At 37.1% G+C, this 21,376-nt stretch carries 20 protein-coding genes; all 20 read right to left on the reverse strand.

The window, feature by feature from the left end; translation table 11 throughout:
- Positions 1–8: 8 nt before the first annotated feature.
- The 20 genes from ftsA to H0184_RS01845 all read right to left on the reverse strand — a co-directional run bounded on the left by ftsA (position 9) and on the right by H0184_RS01845 (position 21,293).
- Entirely contained in the window at positions 9–1,298 is a 1,290-nt protein-coding gene (ftsA, locus tag H0184_RS01750) for a cell division protein FtsA (protein WP_221820171.1), read from the reverse strand.
- Between the two features lie 127 nt (positions 1,299–1,425).
- Complete coding sequence (locus tag H0184_RS01755; RefSeq protein WP_221820172.1) at positions 1,426–1,788, reverse strand: small basic family protein; 363 nt, start codon at positions 1,786–1,788, stop codon at positions 1,426–1,428.
- Positions 1,788–2,525, reverse strand: coding sequence for a DUF881 domain-containing protein (locus tag H0184_RS01760; protein WP_221820173.1), 738 nt, complete (start codon positions 2,523–2,525; stop codon positions 1,788–1,790). The genes H0184_RS01755 and H0184_RS01760 overlap by 1 nt, the downstream gene beginning before the upstream one ends.
- 53 nt (positions 2,526–2,578) lie before the next feature.
- Positions 2,579–3,286, reverse strand: a complete 708-nt coding sequence (locus H0184_RS01765) for a DUF881 domain-containing protein (RefSeq protein WP_260631413.1) — start codon at positions 3,284–3,286, stop codon at positions 2,579–2,581.
- Positions 3,267–4,067 carry a cell division protein FtsQ/DivIB gene (locus tag H0184_RS01770; protein ID WP_221820210.1) on the reverse strand — a complete coding sequence of 267 codons (801 nt, stop codon included), beginning with the start codon at positions 4,065–4,067 and terminating at the stop codon, positions 3,267–3,269. Before H0184_RS01770 ends, H0184_RS01765 begins: the two co-directional genes overlap by 20 nt.
- A gap of 193 nt (positions 4,068–4,260) precedes the next feature.
- Positions 4,261–5,169 carry a UDP-N-acetylmuramate dehydrogenase gene (gene murB / locus H0184_RS01775; protein WP_221820212.1) on the reverse strand — a complete coding sequence of 303 codons (909 nt, stop codon included), beginning with the start codon at positions 5,167–5,169 and terminating at the stop codon, positions 4,261–4,263.
- Between the two features lie 70 nt (positions 5,170–5,239).
- Entirely contained in the window at positions 5,240–6,337 is a 1,098-nt protein-coding gene (murG, locus tag H0184_RS01780; protein WP_221820214.1) for an undecaprenyldiphospho-muramoylpentapeptide beta-N-acetylglucosaminyltransferase, read from the reverse strand.
- Positions 6,338–6,491: 154 nt separating this feature from the next.
- Positions 6,492–7,592 carry a stage V sporulation protein E gene (spoVE, locus tag H0184_RS01785; RefSeq protein WP_221821256.1) on the reverse strand — a complete coding sequence of 367 codons (1,101 nt, stop codon included), beginning with the start codon at positions 7,590–7,592 and terminating at the stop codon, positions 6,492–6,494.
- A 62-nt stretch (positions 7,593–7,654) separates the two neighbouring features.
- Positions 7,655–9,007, reverse strand: a complete 1,353-nt coding sequence (gene murD / locus H0184_RS01790) for a UDP-N-acetylmuramoyl-L-alanine--D-glutamate ligase (RefSeq protein ID WP_221820216.1) — start codon at positions 9,005–9,007, stop codon at positions 7,655–7,657.
- Complete coding sequence (gene mraY, locus H0184_RS01795) at positions 9,008–9,982, reverse strand: phospho-N-acetylmuramoyl-pentapeptide-transferase (protein ID WP_221820218.1); 975 nt, start codon at positions 9,980–9,982, stop codon at positions 9,008–9,010.
- Position 9,983: 1 nt separating this feature from the next.
- Positions 9,984–10,421: a hypothetical protein gene (locus tag H0184_RS01800; RefSeq protein ID WP_221820220.1), complete on the reverse strand. Its 438-nt coding sequence runs from the start codon at positions 10,419–10,421 to the stop codon at positions 9,984–9,986.
- A 1-nt stretch (position 10,422) separates the two neighbouring features.
- Complete coding sequence (locus tag H0184_RS01805; protein WP_221820222.1) at positions 10,423–11,883, reverse strand: UDP-N-acetylmuramoyl-L-alanyl-D-glutamate--2,6-diaminopimelate ligase; 1,461 nt, start codon at positions 11,881–11,883, stop codon at positions 10,423–10,425.
- 185 nt (positions 11,884–12,068) lie between these two features.
- Entirely contained in the window at positions 12,069–13,988 is a 1,920-nt protein-coding gene (locus H0184_RS01810) for a stage V sporulation protein D (RefSeq protein WP_221820224.1), read from the reverse strand.
- 93 nt (positions 13,989–14,081) lie between these two features.
- Entirely contained in the window at positions 14,082–16,319 is a 2,238-nt protein-coding gene (locus H0184_RS01815) for a penicillin-binding protein (protein ID WP_221820226.1), read from the reverse strand.
- The gene (ftsL, locus tag H0184_RS01820; protein WP_221820228.1) at positions 16,316–16,675 is read right to left on the reverse strand and encodes a cell division protein FtsL; all 360 of its coding nucleotides are present in this window, start codon (positions 16,673–16,675) and stop codon (positions 16,316–16,318) included. Before ftsL ends, H0184_RS01815 begins: the two co-directional genes overlap by 4 nt.
- Positions 16,676–16,694: 19 nt before the next feature.
- Entirely contained in the window at positions 16,695–17,633 is a 939-nt protein-coding gene (gene rsmH / locus H0184_RS01825; protein WP_221820230.1) for a 16S rRNA (cytosine(1402)-N(4))-methyltransferase RsmH, read from the reverse strand.
- Positions 17,634–17,694: 61 nt separating this feature from the next.
- Complete coding sequence (gene mraZ, locus H0184_RS01830; RefSeq protein ID WP_221820231.1) at positions 17,695–18,126, reverse strand: division/cell wall cluster transcriptional repressor MraZ; 432 nt, start codon at positions 18,124–18,126, stop codon at positions 17,695–17,697.
- Between the two features lie 154 nt (positions 18,127–18,280).
- Positions 18,281–19,915, reverse strand: a complete 1,635-nt coding sequence (bshC, locus tag H0184_RS01835) for a bacillithiol biosynthesis cysteine-adding enzyme BshC (RefSeq protein WP_221820234.1) — start codon at positions 19,913–19,915, stop codon at positions 18,281–18,283.
- An 83-nt stretch (positions 19,916–19,998) separates the two neighbouring features.
- Entirely contained in the window at positions 19,999–20,391 is a 393-nt protein-coding gene (locus H0184_RS01840; protein WP_221820236.1) for a DUF3397 domain-containing protein, read from the reverse strand.
- On the reverse strand, positions 20,388–21,293 hold the full coding sequence (locus H0184_RS01845) for a 2-dehydropantoate 2-reductase (protein WP_221820237.1): 906 nt from the start codon (positions 21,291–21,293) through the stop codon (positions 20,388–20,390). Before H0184_RS01845 ends, H0184_RS01840 begins: the two co-directional genes overlap by 4 nt.
- Positions 21,294–21,376: the final 83 nt, after the last annotated feature.

Genomic DNA, 21,376 nt, shown 5'->3' on the forward strand with positions numbered 1-21,376 from the left:
CGTATTGCCTATTCGAAAAAGAGACCAAGGAATTTTTTTACTTTTGATGACATCTTATCTTCCGGATGTTTTTCTGGTTTTGCTTTTGGTTGTTGTTGTTGTTGTTTTTGAACTTTCTTCTCGATTGGTTCAGAAACAGGAGCTGAAGCGACGAAGGTCCCGCCTGGTAATCTAGCATTCTTGTATGCATATTTGATTAAACCAACCGCAGTTGTATATTGAGGTTCTCTCACTCCAATATAGTTGGGAACGGCTTTGCGAACTGGGCTTTGGAAAATTGATTGTGCTAGTTCCAATATACCAAGCATATTTGCAGTACCACCTGTAAAAACAAATCCTCCAGGTAAATCATTTATACCTAATCGTTTTAGTTCATGAGCAATCAATTCAAAGATTTCTTCCATTCTAGCCTCTATAATTTCAGATACATATAATTGATTAAATTGCTGGTGCTGATCACTTCCGATAATAGGAACACTAAAGAATTCATCCTCAGATGCATCATCGTAAAAAGCATGTCCATATTTTACTTTGATTTTTTCAGCATCTTCGGTAGAAGTGTGTAATACTTTTGATAAGTCATTGGTAATTAGATCTCCACCGACAGGAATTACACTTGTTGCAGCCAAGTATCCTTGTTCGAAATAGGCTATGGTTGTAGAACCGCCGCCTAAATCAACTAATGCTACACCTAAATTCTTCTCATCCTTTGACAATGCATAATCTCCAGCTGCAAGCGGCTGTAGAATAATGTCAGTAATCTCTAATCCAGCACGTTCTACACAGCGCAGTGTATTTGTAATAATTGCATTTGATCCAGTGATAAGTGTCCCTTCTACTTCTAAACGAACACCAATCATGCCACATGGATTATTAATTTCATCCTTGCCATCAAGGATAAATTGTTTTCGTATTACTCCTATAATCTCTCTATCCTGAGGAATAGAAACAACTTGAGCCTCTTCTATTACACGTCTAACATCATCATTTGTAATTTCACGGTTTTGACTAGAAACTCCTACAATTCCACGGCATGGTTCAAGAGCGACCTGATTGCCAGAAATACCTACAATCACTTGTCGTATTTCCATACCAATCATTCTCTCTGCTTCTTCAATCGCGCGTTTAATAGAATGAACGGTATCATTGATGTCAATGATAGACCCCTTACGCAAACCTTCCGATTTTACATTTCCAACACCAATTATATTGATCGAGTCATTGACAATTTCACCGATGATTACTTTTACACTGGATGTACCGATGTCAAGACTAACATATATCTCATTGCTGTTCATTCTTTGGCACCTCCTTAGCATTCCTTCAATCGAACAACATTTATATTTCACAAGATATAACTAAAAGATTTCATACCTATATCTTATAAAATTATTCGTCACAACTAAATAATTCCCTTTAAAAAATTCAATTTTTTTCTAACTTTTCTTTGTTTGTTGACCATTTTGTCAATAATATTCGTCTTATTACAGCAATATTTTGAAATAAGCGAACACCAAAAGCAAAAACAGCGGCTAAATATAAGTCTACACCAAGATGAACGCCTAGAAAAGCTAAACTTGCAGCAAGTATTATATTAAAAAAGAATCCAGAAACAAACACTTTTTCATCATAAATATTTTGCAAATGTGCTCGTATTCCTCCAAATAACGTATCAAGAGCTGCAAGTACGGCAATTGATAGATAATTAGAGTATTCTTCAGGAATCCTTATATCAGTTAATAGACCTAGTAATATACCAGCAATTAATCCTAATATCGGCAGCCACATTATGTATTCCCTCCTTCATCCGCCTTCAATGACTCTAAATATCGAATCCGGATAGGATTATCATAAGCGGGAATGGTAACTTCAGGATTTGGTTCTGAAATGGTAAGCTTAAGGTTTTCGGTAAAGAATTCCTCTGTTGCTTTGGAAGCTTTTATCCGATTGTACAATTTTTCAGCTGTTGCAATATTATCGACACCAACCTTGACTTCAATTGGCAGGCTTGACAATGCGTGGCCATCAATTTTAGTTTCATTGTTAATATCTCTAATAACAGTAGTATTAATGATTCTTTGACCATCAACGGAAATGTATTTAGCATCATACATATTTAATTCATTCAATAACCGTTTGAGCAATTCAGGTGACACTGCCTTTGATACGGATGCTCCTATTTGGATTTCCTCTAGTATAGGGGAAATTTTCAATGTTACCCCTGGAACAAGCATTTCCGTTAAGCCTGCCTCAAATTCTAATTCTTCGATGGTATCTCGTAATGCTTGTTCTTTACTTTGTTTCTGCTTTGATTCATAAGCAAGTAATTTTTCTTCAATAGAACGAATCTCACTTATTAACTCAGATTGCAGTTCCTTTTCTTGAAGCAATGCCTCCCGGAGCTGCCATAAATCACGAGTATCGCGTTCAACCGGTTCCTTAATAGATTGAAACTGAATAGCAATCATAAAACCAATAACGGTGGATATAGCAATGAAACTAAAGTTTTTTTTATGCTTGTCCACTTTTTTCACCTTACCTTTTACTATTATCTAAACGTGGACATATTCGAATTTTTTTATGAATTTCCTAAAATAGGATTTAGGATAATTTCGTTCTTTTTTTCAAGAGTAAAAACAATATTATCATTTACAAGTTGATCTTTTACACCGCCAGTAAGATTTAAGGCAGAGGTTAATACCTCAGGGTCACCAATTGCTGTGATGACAAATGGAGCTGGATGTTGAATACCGTCAATTGTAATAACAGGTCCGTTACATAGAATATAAGACTGACTTGTTAACCTCTGACCATTAATTGCAATCGCGGCAGCACCTGAGATATATAGTTCATTAATCACTTTAAAGACATGGTACTCATGTACAAGATAGTTATTAACATTTTCTTCCTTTGGATCGTACGCCCCATCAGATAACTGAACCATTACACCTTGCCCCTTAACCTTAACTTTACCTAAAAACATCCGGTATTTTTCTGCGTCTTCAGCAAGGGTCACATATGCTTCAGCTTCTTTTGAAAGAGCCTTTTCGTTTTCTAGTACCTTTTCTTGCTTTTTGTTTAATTCCTTTTGCAGCTTCCGGTTTAATTCTTCAACTTCGATTAGTTGATTTCTGAGGTCTATGGTTTTTTCCCATTGTTTACTTGTCAAATTTTTGTCTTTTTGATTAATTTCTTTTTGGGTAAAATGGTAGGAAAATGCAATCATAAACCCAAGAACAAGGCATACAAGGGATAAAATTACGTGCTTACCCTTCACCTTTATCATTCTCAATTTCCGATTCCTCCGATTTCTCCGCTTCCAATTCATAGGCTTTAAAATAAGAACCTACCTCTAAATCGATAATCCCTTTTTTGTTATGATCTAATTGGCTTATGATCGAAGGATAATGGACCATTTTTTTCGAAAAACTTCTCAAAGTAGCGCTGACTTCAAAACCATCGTTCATAAATAAAGAAATATGGTATTGATCCGTTTTTTTCGGTGTATAGTGTATTTCAGAGATAGCGTTCAGAACTTCAGTAGGAAGTTCTTCTAATGCAGTAACCATTTCTTTTAGGAAAGCACCTTCTTTAAAGTTAAAAAGAATTGGAGCAGTAACTGGTATTTCAGCCACTTTTCTATCCTTTAGGACTTTTCCGTTTTCCATTACAGGAAAATAAGAACGATCATCCTCGAGATACGCAATTTTATTCCTCTCTTGGATCTCGATGATAACGGTATTAGGGAAAGTGATTCTTACTTTTGCCTCTTTTATTACATTTAACTTCTCGAGCTCTTGTGCAACAATATCTTTCTTTACACTCCAAATGTTTGTTTTCTTCGCTATTTCAGCAGTTTCGATAATTTCATTTGTTGACAATAATTCATTTCCTTTAACGGTTACCTTTTTCACATGACTTAATGGTGACTGTACATAAGCGACAACGGCAATCATGGTAAAGAACAAAAACAGAAGAATAATCAGTCTTCTATTGGCTTTACGCCGTCTTTGCTCTTTAAGCTTTGGAATTCGATCCTCAAGAGCAACAATCTTACCTTTATCCATACACTTCCCTCCATTAAGAATAACGCTTAGCATGTCCTAAAAGAAAACCTATGATATACTACCCGCTTTTCCTTCGCTGAAAAGCGAAAACAACGGCACGAAAAATCATGCCGTCATTCATTTTCTCAGTTTTTTTCCATATTTATAATGAGTAATTATAACACAATATTTGTAGTTAGTACTTTAATTCTTTTCACTTTCGGCCAATAATTTCTACCTCAGTTTCCATTTTAACTCCATATAGATTTAATATTTCATCTTTAATATATTGAATTAAATCTAGAACATCTTTAGCTGTTGCATTACCGGCATTTACAATAAAATTTCCATGCATTTCCGATATTTTCGCTCCACCAATTTGGAAACCTTTTAGACCTGCTTCCTCTATTAATTTACCTGCATAATTTGGCAGCGGGTTTCTGAAGATACTTCCTGCACACGGGAAATTCCAGGGCTGTGTATCTTTACGATAATCCTTGTTCTTTTGCATTTGTGCAACAATTACTGTCCTATCGCCCTTAGTCAGCTGAAATTCAGCTTCAAGAACAATACCTGGCCGCTTATTTTGAAGTACTGAAGTCCTGTAAGTAAATTCCATTTCACCGTTCGATAACCATTCAATCGAACCGTCTTCAAACAATATGTGAGCCTTGGTTAAAATTTTACTGATATCAGAACCATGTGCTCCTGCGTTCATGTATACTGCTCCGCCAACTGATCCAGGAATCCCACTTGCAAATTCAAGTCCAGACAAGCCCTTCTTCGAAATTAATGTTGATAAACTGACTAAAGAATGTCCTCCCCCAACAGTAATAGTGGACCCATTAATGTCTAGATGGTTCAATCCCGTACCTAATTTTATTACCACACCTTCAATACCCTTATCAGAAACAAGAAGATTTGATCCCCTGCCAATTGCTCTCCAAGGGATTTGACGTTCCTTAATAAAGGTCATTACTTTTTGTATATTCTCTAATGATGATGGTTCAATAAAGATATCAGCCGGCCCTCCAATTTTCATGGTTGTATGCTGGGATAGCAGTTCATTTCTCTTGACTTTGCCAATATTTAATTCTTGTAATTCTGCAAATAATCCGTCCATTCCTATCACCCTATCTTTCAAAACAAACGTATAGTTTTAGTTTATGCTAAAAACTTTTTTGGGCTACTTTTTATTTTCCTTGGACCAGCTGTTTCATAATTTTATATAATCTTTCAGCAGAGTCAGGGACCCCTAACTTTTTAGCTTTTATTTTCATACTCTTTAGATTCTCTTCGTCTAACAAAATTTTATCAATATGATGAATTAAACTTTTACTATTTAAGTCTTTTTCTATTAGTAATTCTGCAGCTCCGTGATCACTTAATGACCTAGCATTTTTTTCCTGATGATTATTTGTCACATAAGGACTTGGCACGAGTATACTCGGAATTCCTAATGAAGTGATTTCAGCAAGTGTCGTTGCACCAGCTCTAGAAACAACTAAGTCAATTCCTGCCAGTACCTCAGGCATGTTATGGATAAATGACTTAATCACTACGTTTTTAGGACTGCCTACAAGCTCTGCTTCCTTTTGTACATCTTCAAAATGAACATCACCTGTAATATATAATACTTGATATGGCTTTTCACCAAATTGTGATAGCGCCTTTACAACAGCATCATTTATTGGTCTTGCACCCCGGCTCCCTCCGAAAATCAATACTGCCGGCATAGTAGTGCTTAATCCAGCAGAAAGCCTTCCTCTGATTCCATCTTTTCCAATTACTTCTGAGGCACGCGGGTTACCAGTAAACACCACTTTTTCCTTTGGAAAGTGTTCTCTTGCTTCTTCAAAACAAATAGCAACCTTGTTTACGTATCTGCTTAAAAATTTATTTGTCAGCCCCGGTACACTATTTTGTTCATGAACAATCGTTGGAATTTTTAACTTTGCTGCTGCATAAACAACTGGACCGCAGACATAACCACCTGTTCCAATGACAATATCAGGTTGGAATTCTTTTAACATTCTTCTGCTGTCCCTAGCACCTTTTAAAAATCTTAAAACGGTTTTGATATTATCCAAGGATAACTTTCTTTTAAACCCTGTAATATGGATTGATTTAAATGGAATCTTTTCCCTTGGGACAATTGTACTCTCCAGTCCATTTTTTGTCCCTATGTATAAAAATTGCGCATCTTTATTTTCCTTTTGTATCTCCCTTATTAAAGCAAGAGCTGGATATATATGCCCTCCAGTTCCCCCGCCGCTTACTACTATTTTCATAATTCCACCCCGTATAAAAAGTGCTATAAGTTCATGTCTTATCCTATCTTACTATAAAATTAACAGAAGTTAATGATTGATAAAAGAATGTTATCTAATTGTAAACTAAACGAAGCAAGTAAATAAAAAGAACCCTGCCACATAACAGGGTAAATTAATATCTAGAATAGCGGCTTATATTTAAAAGAACGCCTATTGCCATCAACATTAAGGTTAGTGAAGATCCCCCATAACTTAGGAATGGAAGGGTAATTCCAGTAACAGGCATTAATCCAATTACAACACCAATGTTAATCATTACCTGAATTGCTACCATTGAAATAATACCTACCGCCAGAAAGCTTCCATATAAATCTGGTGCACCTAAGGCAATACGTATGCCCCTCCATAACAACAATGCAAATAATAGAATAATGAATGAGCCGCCAATAAAACCAAGTTCCTCCGATAATATCGCAAAAATAAAGTCAGTCTGCGGTTCCGGTAAGTAAAAGAACTTTTGCCTGCTTTCACCTAGTCCCAGACCAAATAGCCCGCCAGGACCGATTGCATATAGCGATTGGATTATCTGAAACCCACTCCCTAACGGGTCCTGCCAGGGGTCTAAAAAGGAGGTGATCCGTTTCATCCTATATGGTGCTGAAGCAACCAGAGCTACAAATCCCGCTAATCCTATTAATCCTAAGAAAGCAAAATGTCCTACTCTAGCACCAGCAATAAAAATCATAACCACACATGTGCCAATCATTACTGTTCCAGTACCTAAATCAGGCTGAAGCATAATTAAGGCAAATGCTATAAAAACAAGACCTAAAGATGGAACAAGTCCTTTTCGGAAGGAGGTTATTAACTTTTGCCGTTCAGACAGAAACTTCGCTAAAAAGGCTATCATAGCAAGCTTCATAAACTCTGATGGCTGAACGGAAAAGGCACCGACTCCAATCCAGCTTCGTGAACCGTTCCGTACATTTCCAACCCCTGGGATAAGGACAAGTATAAGTAATACAAAGCAGGCAATTACTAAGACCTTTGACCACTCTCTCCATGTCCAATAATTTATATTCATGATAAAAAACATGGCTGCTATCCCAACACCCGCAAAGAGCGTTTGTCTTTTAGCGAAGAAAAAAGAGTCATCGAATTTATACTCTGCCCATACCGCACTTGCACTATATACCATAATAAGCCCTACTGCTAATAACGTAAAAGTACAAATTAATAATATAAAATCAGGAGTTGTTCTCTTTGTCGGCACACCTAACACCTCGAATAGCAAGTTTTAGGGCCCCCCAAGGTAACTCCTTGTAAGACAAGCCCTTACTTAAGCTTATGCACCGCTTCGATAAAAATGTCTCCCCTGACTTCAAAACTTTTATATTGATCCCAGCTTGCACATGCAGGAGATAACAAAATAACGTCGCCTGGTTCTGAATATTCAAAAGCAACCGGCACGGCCTTTTCAACATTATCGACAGTGTTAATTTGTTTTATTCCTGCTTCTGCCCCAGCCTGCTGAATTTTAGCAGCAGTTTGGCCAAAAGAAATTAATGCTTTCACATTCTTTAAATACGGTATTAATTCATCGAATTCATTTCCACGGTCTAGTCCGCCTGCCAACAAGATAATTGGGCTCTTAAAAGCCTGTAACGCAGGTATAGTAGCAAGAATATTTGTTGCCTTTGAGTCGTTATAAAACTTTCTTTCATCAATTTCCGTTACGTACTGCAGGCGGTGTTTAACACCTGTAAACGTTCTAAGTACGTCCTGAATTGCTTCATTACTAACACCCGTTAACTTTGCAGCAGCCATGGCAGATAAGATATTTTCAAGATTATGAACACCAGGAAGAGCAATTTCATCCACTATCATTACTTTCTCTCCGTTAAAACAAATCCAGCCATCACTTATATAAGCACCTTCTTTAAGGACACGTTTTGTTGAAAACGGAATAGCGGCGGCTTGAGTATGTTCAGCAATTTCCAGCACAGCCTGCTGATCAGCATTATAAATAAAATAATCAGAGTCAGTTTGATTTTTAGTAATATTAGCTTTTGCTTGATAATACTCTTTTCTAGTCCCATGATAATCCAAATGAGCATCATAAAGGTTTGTAATAATTGCTATCTTTGGACAAAAAGTCTCTATCCCCATTAATTGAAAAGAGGATAATTCGATAACAATGTTATTATCAGGTGCAGCTTCCTCCGCAACACCTGAAGCTACCGTTCCGATATTACCGGCAATTAGAGGCTTCTTTTTACCTTCGTTCAACATTTCAAAAATAAGTGTTGTCGTTGTGGTTTTACCATTTGTCCCGGTAATACCTATGAAGGGCGCTTCTGATATTTGATAGGCAAGTTCAACCTCTGTTAATACAGGAATACCTTTTTCAAGAGCACCTTCAATAATGGGGTTTTGATAGGGAATACCTGGATTTTTAACGATTAATTCAAATCCTTCGTCAAGGAGTTCTACTGGATGTTCTCCACAAATAACTTTGATTCCTTGCTCTAATAACCCCCGGGCTTCAGGATTCTCCGACAATGGTTTTTTATCATTTACCGTCACGAACGCACCTAGCTTATGTAAAAGTGCTGCAGCAGTCACGCCGCTCTTTGCTAAACCGAGGACAAGAACTTTTTTATGAAGATACGTATTTATCTGTTTCAACTATAACCACACCTCAATATAGATACCTAGTATCGCTAATATTAACCCAACACTCCAAAAAGTTACAACAACCTTCCATTCCGACCAGCCAAGCAGCTCGTAATGGTGATGAAGCGGACTCATTCGAAATATTCTTTTACCCGTTGTTTTAAAAGAAATGACCTGTAAAATAACCGATAAAGTTTCAATTACAAATACTCCGCCAATAATGACTAATAGTAATTCTAACTTAGTTAAAATGGCAATCGTTGCAATGGCACCGCCAAGCGCCAATGACCCTGTATCACCCATAAAAACCTTTGCAGGATGCGCATTAAATACCAGGAATCCTAAAAGGGCCCCAGCTACAGCAACTGAAAATATCGCAACTTCCATCTGAGATTGATTCCAGGCTAAAACAGCGAAAGCACCAAAGGCAATTGCAGCTGTCCCAGAAACCAATCCATCTAATCCATCTGTTAGATTGACTGCGTTTGAGAATCCTACAAGCCAAAAGACAATGAAAAACACAAAAAACCAGCCTAGTTCAATGGAGTAATCACTACCGGGAATCGTAACGTCTGTAGGAAACCCATTTTGTTTATAAACTAGATAAAAAATAACGGATATAATAATTTGTCCTAACAGCTTTTGTCTGGAGGTTAAGCCCAAATTACGCTTTAGTGCCACTTTGATAAAATCATCCAAAAAGCCAAGTAAACCAAAACCAAAGGTTACAAGAATTAATAGGTATGTTTTAACAGTCGGTTCTGAAAACTTTCCAGTCATCACTAGAGTCGTTATAATAATCGAAAATAAAATCATGATTCCGCCCATCGTTGGAGTCCCTGTTTTTACCTGATGAGACTTAGGGCCTTCTTCTCGAATGCTTTGTCCAAATTTCAACCTTCTTAAGAAGGGAATAAAAATGGGAGAAAGCAAAACCGTTATCAAAAAGCCCATTAGTATTGTGAAAAAAATAACTTGCTCCAGCATTCTATCCCCTCCTTTCAATCTTAGCTATCTTTTCTAACAGTACAGCTATATCATATGTTTCTTTATTTTCTTTGAGAAGTTTTTTATCTAAAAATACGAATTTTGTTATATCCATTTTCTCTTCATTATCTCCATTTAATTTTTCAAAATAAAATTGCAGCAAATCTATAACTCCACTTACTGGTTTGTCAGTAAAGAAGATTGGAAAATGATTGGGGGTATACCTTGGTACAGGTTTCCCTTTATCCCAGACAGCAGCAATAGCACCATTTGCAATTGCATCTAAAAGCTCTCCAGAGTTATCATTTAAAGGTATATAAAGGCCCCTGGTCTGCATTATGCCTGCTTGATCAGTTACAGTAATATATCTATGGTCCGCCTCTCGTACACCCTTAAAATCCGGGAATAACGTTACTAAGTCATTAAATGCTAAATACATTCTATCTCTCCTCGATAGCTTCCCGAGCTGCGACTCGGTCATCAAAATCATAAACCTCACTGCCAATAATCTGGTATGTTTCGTGACCTTTGCCTGCTATTAAGATAACATCACCATCTGCAGCATTGTTAATCGCCGTACCAATAGCCTCTTTCCGATCAGGAATCGTGATATATTTTTTTCCTGGAACACCATTTTCCATATCTTTAAGAATAGCTAAAGGGTCTTCACTTCTTGGGTTATCTGAGGTAAAGATAGGATCACTTGCATAGCGACAGGCAATTTCAGCCATCAATGGCCGTTTGGTTTTATCCCGGTCGCCTCCACACCCAACGATTACAAAAACCCTCTTTTGCGCAAAGCTTTGTATCGTTTTTAAAACATTTTCTAAACTATCTGGTGTATGAGCATAATCTACAATTACGGTAAATTCCTGTCCTGCATTTACAAGCTCAAATCTTCCGTCTACTCCTTTAACACTTTCGATGGAATCGATTATTTTATTCATCGGAATTTTTGAAACATAAGCAGCTGCGATACTAGCTAAGACATTATAAACACTAAATTTCCCAATTAATTGTATATTGATTGGATAACTCTTCTCTTTTATTACTATTTCAAAAGTAGTCCCCGCAGAAGTCATCCGGATATTTCTTGCATGGAAATCTGCATCATTATCAATACCATATGTAACAACATGGGCTGCAGTTGATTTACGATACATTTCTGAAGCAGAGTCATCTGCATTTAAAATCGCATATTTGGGTTTATTTGGGTCAAATGTATTTCCAAGCTGAGAAAATAATAAACTCTTAGCGTGCTGGTATTCGTCCATTGTTTTATGATAGTCTAAATGATCTTGACTGAGGTTTGTAAACACAGCGATATCATAATCACAACCATGGACTCTTCCCATATGCAGGGCATGCGAAGAAACCTCCATAATGGCTGTATCAACACCCGCCTCCAGCATTTGATGAAAATGTTTTTGGAGGACAAGACTTTCTGGTGTTGTATTTTTTGTTTCAATCTTCTGATCACCGATTTTCGTATACATGGTCCCTATTAAACCTGTGCAGCGATTTACATCAGAAAATATTTTTTCAATTAAATGGCTAGTCGTTGTTTTTCCATTTGTACCTGTTATGCCGATAAGATGCATTTTTTTTGTGGGATGCTGATAAAAAGCATCAGCGAGCACGGCCATCGCTCGAGTTGTATCTTTTACGATGATTACTGGTACGGATAAAGGAAGTTCCCTTTCAGCTAGTACTGCGGCAGCTCCATTGTTCACAGCTGACTCAGCATAATCATGACCATCGACGGTATATCCCTTAATACAAATAAATAAACTTCCCTTTTGCACTTTACGATTGTCGTTTTCAATAGACGTGATTTCAGGATTAGTTCCTTGATAAGGAACTAGGAGGTGCAAATGTTGAAGTAAATCAATTAGTTTCATAATCTCAAATCCTCTCTTACCTTTTACAAGACAAACTATATATTCACCTTAAAATTTCTTCTAAAAAAGATTCACCTTATTTTACAGCAAAACAAACTAGAATGCCATTTACCTTTTTGTTTTTCAAAAAAATAGGCGGCGGAATTCATTCCGGCCGCCTAACTTAAAGAGTTTAATTTCTTTAATTATTCCTCTTTACCAAAATAAAGTCTTATTGTTGAACCTTCTTTTACTTTTGCCCCAGCTTCAGGGGATTGTCTCACAACAATATCACCTTCACCACTTGCGTCAATTTTAAGATTTAACATCTGTTCCGTAATCTCTAGTTTCGTTAAACCTGTTAAGTCAGGAATGGTTATTGGCGGAGTGTCTGGCCATCTTAATTCTTTTTCAATTTGGTCTTTTCTAGGTTTTACTCCCATTGCCATAAGGCCATCCTTCATGATACTGCCCACGATAGGAGCGCTTATGGTTCCCCCAAAGACGAGTCCGCCTTTAGGGTTATCGACTGCCACATAGACCACAATTTCAGGATCATCTGCAGGAGCAAAGCCCATAAAAGAAACGATAAAGTTATTTTCTAAATATCGTCCGTTTTGCGCTTTTTGTGCTGTTCCGGTTTTTCCGCCAATCCGGTAGGAATCAACAAATGCTCGAAATCCTGTACCTTGAGCAACAACACTTTCTAAGGCATGACGAATTTCCTTGGACGTTTCTTCAGATATTACCCGCCGTTTTTCAACAGGAGCATTTCGCATGACCACTTCCTTCGTGACAGGGTCAATTAACTCTTCTGCTATAAATGGCTTATAAAGAGTCCCGCCGTTTACCGCTGCCGCAACGGCAGCAACCTGTTGGATAGGGGTAACAGAAACGCCCTGCCCAAAAGCGGTTGTAGCTAATTCCACCGGACCTACTCGATCTAAATTAAATAAAATCCCTGAGCCTTCTCCGGCTAAATCAATACCAGTCTTCTGACCAAAACCAAAATTCTTTATATATTTAAAAAGTGTATCTTTACCTAACCTTTGACCTAATTCTACAAATCCCGGGTTACATGAATTTTGGACTACTTCTAAGAAGGTCTGGCTTCCATGTCCGCCTCGTTTCCAGCATTTCAGCCTGGCACCAGCAACTTCTACCGAACCTGGATCATGAAAATGTTCTTTTTCAAGGTTCACTTTCCCCTCCTCAAGGGCAGCGGCAAGCGTGATGATTTTAAAGGTGGAACCAGGCTCATAGCTTGACCATACCGGTAAATTTCGGTTGTAAACCTCTTGTGGAACATTTCGGAAATTAGCTGGATCGAACGTTGGACGGCTCGACATTCCAAGTATTTTCCCATTATTTGGATTCATCGCAATAGCAATAATCCCATCCGGGTTATAGGTCGCCTCCGCAATATCAAGTTCTCTCTCAATAATTGTTTGAATTTTCGTGTCAATTGTAAGCTTTAAATCTAGTCCATCAACAGGCTTCTCGTAGTCGTCAGCCATATCGTCCATTCTTTCTCCCTTGGCATTGGCATAAAACTTAACCGAACCTCTTTCACCGCTTAGCTCTTTATCATAGTAAAGTTCTAATCCCATTAACCCCTGGTTGTCCACCCCCGAAAATCCTAAAACATGCGAGAGATAGCTTCCAAACGGATAATGTCTCTTTGAGTCTTCTCCAATATAAACCCCTTCAAGTCCTAAAGCCCTGATTTCTTTCGCTTTTTCATGAGAAATCTTTCTTCCTTCTTTTATCCTTATTATCGATTGACCCTGAGTAATTTGTCTATAAGCATTTTCTTTTGGAATATTTAACACTGCAGCAAGTTTTTCTGAAGTTGCGGCTGGGTCTTTTACCTGCCTTGGTACCACATATACAGTTGGAGCACTAATATTTGTTGCTAACGGGACACCATTCCGGTCTATTATCTCGCCGCGCTCTGGTTCAAAAGGAATATTCCTGCTCCACGAACCCTTAGCTTGACCAGTCAACATATCACCTAGAACAAACTGTACATAACCAAGGCGTACATCAATGATTAGAAAGATTAGAATTCCTGCGAACAATGCAATCATTAACCTTTTACGAACAGTAACATTTGAAACACGCATAAAATGAACGAGCCTCCTTTATCCTACTCGTTCATTTATATGCTTGTACCTATTTGAATAGAACGATCACTAAACCCGTTCGTGCACCTATTATTAATCTAGCGGGACATTCTCTAGTTCTCCCTCAGATTCCTCACTATTTTCATCGGCTTCCTTATTTTCTTCTTCTAACATCAATACTTCTTCTGGAGTCTTTAAATCAACAATCAGGAAATCCCCATCGTGTAAGACTGCACCCTCGGCAATATTTTGCTTAACAACATACCCGCTGCCAGTAGAATTTAGTTTTACACCTGATAGTTTAGCAACCTTCATCACGTCCCTTAGTGACCATCCTGTCATATCGGGTGCTTCCAAATCACCACCCGTTTTGATAATAACCTTCTCACCTTCAAGAACATTTGTATCAGGTGCCGGAATTTGGCCAGTTACTTTTGAACCTTTTCCTAGAACAACCACTTCTAGAGCTGATTTCTCAAGCTGCTTAATTGTTTCAGTTACACTCTGTCCATCTAAATCACCCAGCTTTGTAGTGGAAGCTTTTTCTTGCTGTGAAGGCTGAATATTTAAATACTGTAAACTATTTTTCATTACTGGATTAAAAACCATCGATACTGGAATAGACCCCATCGAATAGTGGTCTATCTCTGGTTGTTGGATAGCAACGTATACAATTAATTTTGGATCATTTTTAGGGGCCATTCCTAAGAATGAAAAAATATAATCTTCTTGTCCGGTTAAATAACCGCCCTTTGGATCAGGAATGCTTGCAGTTCCTGTTTTCCCTGCAACACTATAGCCGTCAATTTGATAACGAGTTCCTGTACCTGTTTTTTTGTTAGTCACAACCGTCTCAAGAATATCACGGACTTCTTTGGCGGTCTCAGCTGAAATTGGAGACGAAACAACCTCTGGTTTAATATCTTTAATGATTTCTCCAGTATCATGGTTAACGATTTTATCAATCACTTGAGGCTTCATCATTTTCCCATTATTTGCAACAGCAGTCGCCGCTTGAATTTGTTGAATAGGCGTTATCGCTGTACCCTGTCCATAAGCGGTAGTTGCTTTTTCAACTGGCCAAGTATATTGGATTTTCCCGGATGTTTCCGAAGGCAGGTCAATCCCGGTTGGTTTATCAAAGCCGAATTTCGTTAGATATTCACGAAACTTATCAAATCCTAGTTTTTCATTTGCTAGTTTTGCAAAAGCAACATTCGAAGAACGCTGAACCCCTTCAAGATAGGAAATGGTTCCCCAGCCAGCTCTTTTATGATCATGTATCGGTTTATCTTTTGATGTTACTTTATAAGAACCAGATTGGAATAATTCATTGGGATCAAATTTATTTTCTTCTATAGCCGCTGCAAGCGTAAATATCTTCATCGTCGAACCAGGCTCAAAAGAGGTTTCAATTGCTTCGTTATGCCAGCTATTATCGATTCCTTCTTTTGTTTTTGGATGAAAGGATGGTCTTTGCCCCATCGCTAAGATATCACCTGTTTTAGGATCAGCAACAATGGCGATAATCTTTTTAGGGTTATATTCATCCACTACTTTGTTCATGGCATCTTCCAAGAAGGTTTGAATTTTTTTATCTAATGTCAAATACACATCATTCCCGTTCTTGGCAGGGGTAACTTTTTGTTCTCCGTTCGGAAGTAAGTACCCCCAAAGATCACTTTCATAATTTATCGTTCCATCCTTACCTGTTAACTCCTCGTTCAAGGTCATTTCAATGCCCATTTTGCCAACATAGTTGTAAGTTCCATCTTTCTCCTCAATTCTGTCAGCATAACCAATCAGGTGAGATGCAAATATTCCATTCGGATAAAATCTTTTCGAATCACGTTTAAAGGTAATACCAGGAAGTTTAAGTTCTTCAATTTCCTTCTTGATTTGGTGAGAAATATCCCTGCCCGCTTTCCCAAATTCAACCTGAAAAAGGTCTTTCGTTAGAATACTATAAATCTCAGATTCTTCCATATCAATAAACCTTGCTAATTCCCTAGCTGTTTTTTCTGGATTTGTTACATGGTTTGGTTTTTTGGGGCTTGTTGTCATCTTCTTATCTAAAATAGCAATTAAAGTATAAGCAGTGGTATCCTCAGAAATAACTTCTCCTTTTGTATCATAAATGACGCCTCTTGCACCCTCTAAATTCCCTGTTCTGTTGTATTTTTGCTGAGCCTTTGCTGCAAGCGGCTGGGAACCAACCTCACCAGTGATTTGAATTGAAAAGTATCTAAAGAGCAAAATAAAAAAGAGCAGGCCGAATAATGCAAATAAACCGGCTGCTCCGAAATTCATATATGGCTGTTTCTTGTTCATTTCTCGTGCACAACCTTGACGTTATTTTCGTTGATAACAAGCCCCATTTGTTTTGCTTTCTCCCAAAGACGTTCATACGTACTAAGTTCACTTACTTGTACCTGCAAGTCATTATTGACCTTTGTAATTTCATTAATCGAGGTTTGAACCTCTTGAATATCCTTATTTACCTGGTAAATTTCCGCTTGATTCGAGATGAGGTTGACGGCACCAAAACAAACCAACCCTGTAAATACTACTCCGATTATTTTCTCCCCAGGTGTAAGCCAGTGCTTTTTTGTTTTTACAATACGTTTCTCCTGTACTGTCACTTCTACTTCTTGTTGTTGCTGAAATTTCCTGGCAAGACTACTCATTCTTTCCCCTCCACATAATTTATTTTATATTTTTTTCTGCAATCCGAAGCTTTGCAGATCGAGCACGATTATTATGTTCTAATTCTTCTTCTGTTGGAAGAATTGGCTTTCTAGTAATTAACTTCAAATCAGGCTTGAATTCTTCGGGAATTACAGGTAAGCCATGCGGTAATTCTGGCAATTCACTTGCTTTCTTAAAAGCAGCCTTACATATCCGATCTTCTAATGAGTGAAAAGTAATAACACTTATCCTTCCACCCGGGTGGAGAATATCAATTGCTTTATGTAAGGACTTTTCGAAAACAGCTAATTCATCATTAACCGCAATTCTGACTGCCTGAAAAATCCGCTTGGCTGGATGTCCGCCCTTTCTTCTTGCAGGTGCAGGAATACCTTCCTTAATAAGTTCAACCAGCTCAAAGGTAGTTTCTATTGGCTTAATCTCTCTCCTAGCCTCTATTTTTCGAGCAATTTGCTTAGAGAACTTCTCTTCTCCGTAGCGAAAAAAGATTCTGACCAAATCCTCATAAGACCAGTGATTAATAACGTCATAGGCTGAAATATCTGCTTCATTATCCATTCTCATATCCAGAGGTGCGTCATGATGGTAACTGAAGCCCCTTTCTGGCGTATCTAATTGAGGAGAGGAGACACCAAGGTCATACAGAATACCGTCAACTTTTTTAACCCCAAGTCTTTCAAGTTCTTCCTGGATGTATAAGAAATTGCTTTTTATTATTGTTAGTTGTTCACCGTAGCGTGACAATTTCTCTTTTGCATGCGCAATAGCGATTTCGTCTTGATCAAAGGCAAACAATTTTCCGTTTTCAGTAAGTTTTGAAAGTATCAAGGAACTGTGGCCGGCTCCTCCTAAAGTACAATCAACATAAGTGCCATCTGGTTTGATATTCAACCCATTAACGGCTTCATCCAGCAATACAGTTGTGTGTTCAAACATTATTATCACCTTTTCCAATCGAACGATATAAAACGCAAGTTATAATAGAATAACTTGTCCATTATATATCAAAACCAATCATATTTTCCGCAATTTCAGCAAAAGAATCTTCAGACTGCGCGAAATAGTCCTCCCAAATTTGTTTACTCCAAATTTCAATTCGATTGGAAACTCCTAAAACTACACATTCTTTTTCTAATTTTGCATACTGAAGCAATGGTGCTGGGATATTAATTCTTCCTTGTTTATCCAGTTCACTCTCTGTTGCACCAGAAAAGAAGAATCGGGTAAATGCACGGGCATCCTTTTTTGTCAGTGGCAGGCCTTTAAGTTTTTCCTCAATCAGCGCCCACTCTGATAATGGGTAACCAAATAGACATTGATCCAAGCCGCGTGTGATGATAAACATCTCACCAAGATCATCGCGGAATTTGGATGGCACAATCATACGGCCTTTATTATCAATGCTATGATGGTATTCACCCATAAACATACCCGGTACCCCCACTTTCTATATAAAATGTACCACATTCCCCCACTTTCCTCCACTTATTTTATAAATTATTCTTGCTAACTTCCCCAAATCCTTTTTTATCCAGAAAATTTATTCAAAAAAAAAGAAACTTCACTGAATAAGTGAAGTTTCTTTAAAGTTTAATTACCTTATGACGACCATCAAATTCAAACTCAAGTTCCATTAATTCTTTAATAAAATTAGTTCCATACTGATTTAAATAAAAGAATATATTCCACACTCGCTCTTGAGGAAAACCATCCGGACGCAATGATAAATCAATACGGTTAAACTTATTAAGAACCACATCAAACTTTGACTTTACTGATTCTTCCAGTTTTGTTTCCATAAAATTAATTTGCTTTACTAAATAGTTTTCATTTTTCTTTAATAAAGGTATTAAACTGCGATCCAGCTCATTTGTTTTCATTTCAATAAGCTGATACTGCTTTAATAATTGAGATTTTAGTGAAGAAAATAGTTCAGCAACCTCTTTATCCTTAATTGACTCCAGATAACGGTCTCTTTCTTCCACACTTCCTCTGCTTAATACCTCGGAAAGTTCTAAATTAAGATCATTTATTTCGCTCTCGACAGCTCTTTCTACCAGCGTAATGTTTAATCTTGGGACAATCGGCGGCATTTTAATATTAAAATGTTCAAAGACAAGCTTTAATTCAGCCCAATAAGAAATTTCACCTGGTCCTGCAATAAACGCTAGTGTTGGAAAAAGCAACTCTTGCATTATGGGTCGAGTCACCACATTATTGCTCAGTTTTGCAGGATCTTGATTGGCAATTTGTATTAATTCATCTTTTGTAAATGAGACGGCTCCACTTTTCCCTACAAATGTATTATTTATTAAATCATATTCCAGCAGGATTCGTTCATTTGATTTTGGATGGCAATAAAATAAATTAGCTGCATTCTCATGTGAATCAATTGTGATAGGATAACCATTTTTCCCTATAACACTTTGCTGTTCTAGTAAATTATTTGTAATCTCTCTATGGTTCTCAATTTGCTGTGAGAAGTTAACCTTTTGTAATTGGCGGAATTTACTATCACCTGAATCAACGATTAATAAACCGTAATCCTTAAAGAGCTCCATCACAATGCTGGCAAAAAAGTCAACAAAGGTAGACGATTTCATTAATGCATCTTCTGCAAACGCAATCAACTCTTTTGTGTAATTGGTTTCTCCGTAATTTTCAATAAGATTAATTACCCACTCCCTGCAGACATCTTTATCAAGGGTAATATCCGAGACCATTATCTTTTGCTTAACCTTTTCTGGGTAAGACCATTTGTCTACTCTTCGCTCTACAGGCATAAACACATGATTTACCTCGTGAAAATCATGGTCTTCTCCTGCGATCCAGAATACAGGGACGACTGGAACTCCCAGCTGTCTCTCTTTTTCCTCAGCTAATTTAATAATTGAGATAATTTTATGTATTGAATAAAGAGGACCTGTAAGAATGCCTGCTTGTTGACCGCCTATGACAACGACACTATTCAATTGTTTTAGTTTTGCAAGTGAATTATTAACTGCTTCTGATGATGGAAAACGCTCCATAAATTTCTCAATGTGATCAGCTACTTTTTCACGCGGAAAGTTTCGATTGCTTATTTCATCCAATCTTTTCTGATCTTCACTCAAGTCATTAAAGCGATAATGAAAAAAAGACAGAACATCAGGAGATTTCTCTAGATAATTAGAAGCAAATCGGTTCGTTGCTGATAATGAGAGATTTAAAATCTCCATTTAAGTACTTCCTTTCTGATCAACCATATTCATTCCAATATGAGTAGTATACCATCATCCATCCTAATAAAAAAAATCTTTGCTTAAGAAAATGTAAAAGTTACTGCACGATGTAGAATACCAAATAAAGTCAGCGATACATACGCTATAAAGAAGATTAGAAAATTAAATCGCCAAAAGCCTTTAAAAACTTTAGGCAGGATAATTTCACCCTTTATTTTCCAATGTATTAACACGAATACCATCGCAATGATTATTAATACGAGCAGTATTAACCAAAAAAGTGATTTTCCCCAAATGGTTATTACCAAAAAATGAACAGCCATGATAAATAAAATAGTAGAGTAGTCCAGCGCCTTATGAAAAGACTTACGAGCGTTTTTTGTAATTAGTTTATTTATTATAAAGATGGTAATAAAGCCTAGCAGAGGAACTGTTAAGAAAATAGTGATAATGGATGAGATGAATAAACTCACTTCACTTCCCCCCTAGTCTGTTCTTTTCCTTTTAATAAAAGATAGTAAGTTTCAATATTCACCGCTGTCTTTTGTTGTTTAGCTCCTTCATCTAACAAAAAGCCAAGAATCGAGTCTATCTCAGTCTTTCTTCCTGCCTTTACATCCTTAAGCATAGAAGATTGATTATCCCCTGTCTTTTTACATATATTAATTATATCTCTGAACTTTTTAATAGGATCTTCTAAATTTAAGATAGAAGAGATTTCAAGAAATAACTTTTTGACAGCAGAAAAATAGAAAGTATTACTGATTAATTCACCATTTTTAACTTGAAGGAGTGCCGTTAGAGGATTTATCACTGCATTTGCTATTAATTTATTTACTAACATCTGATAATAATCTTCCTTGATCGTTAAAGGAAAATGTATTTCTGCGCAGGCTTGTGCAAATTCACTTAGAGTTGTTGATTTACCTTTAAATACCGCTATATTGACGGCTCCTTCACCATTGTGACGCACACTATAAGAATTTATCTTACTAGCTCCATGCTCTACGGATCCGACCAGAATAGCAGCAGCATCAACTTTTTCTAGCAATGCCAAGTGACTCATACCGTTTTGTAAAAATAATAGATTTTTAGGTATGCAGTCCAATTTATTTAAATATTCAATAATGGGGCGAAGTTGATATTGTTTTACTGCAATTATTGATAATTCCTCTGTCCCCTTCCACATGGAAAGCGGAAATGCCTTAACTATAATTCTGCTTTGAATTTCCCCTTTTTGCAGTAGGATTCCATTTTGATTGATTTCTTCTGCTTGTTCTATGGTTCTTGTATACAGCGTAATAGAGAATGCCTTACTTAAGTATGAGGCAAATAATAATCCAATAGAACCAGCGCCAATAATACCAATGTTCATAATACCCACCCATTTATTTTCTTTTTTACTAATATTTTAGCAGATACTAGTTTGTAAGTCTGTCCTAAAAATAGAAAAATCCC

It is taken from the genome of Neobacillus niacini, assembly GCF_019749295.1.
GTDB classification, from domain to species: Bacteria; Bacillota; Bacilli; order Bacillales; family Cytobacillaceae; genus Neobacillus; species Neobacillus niacini_D.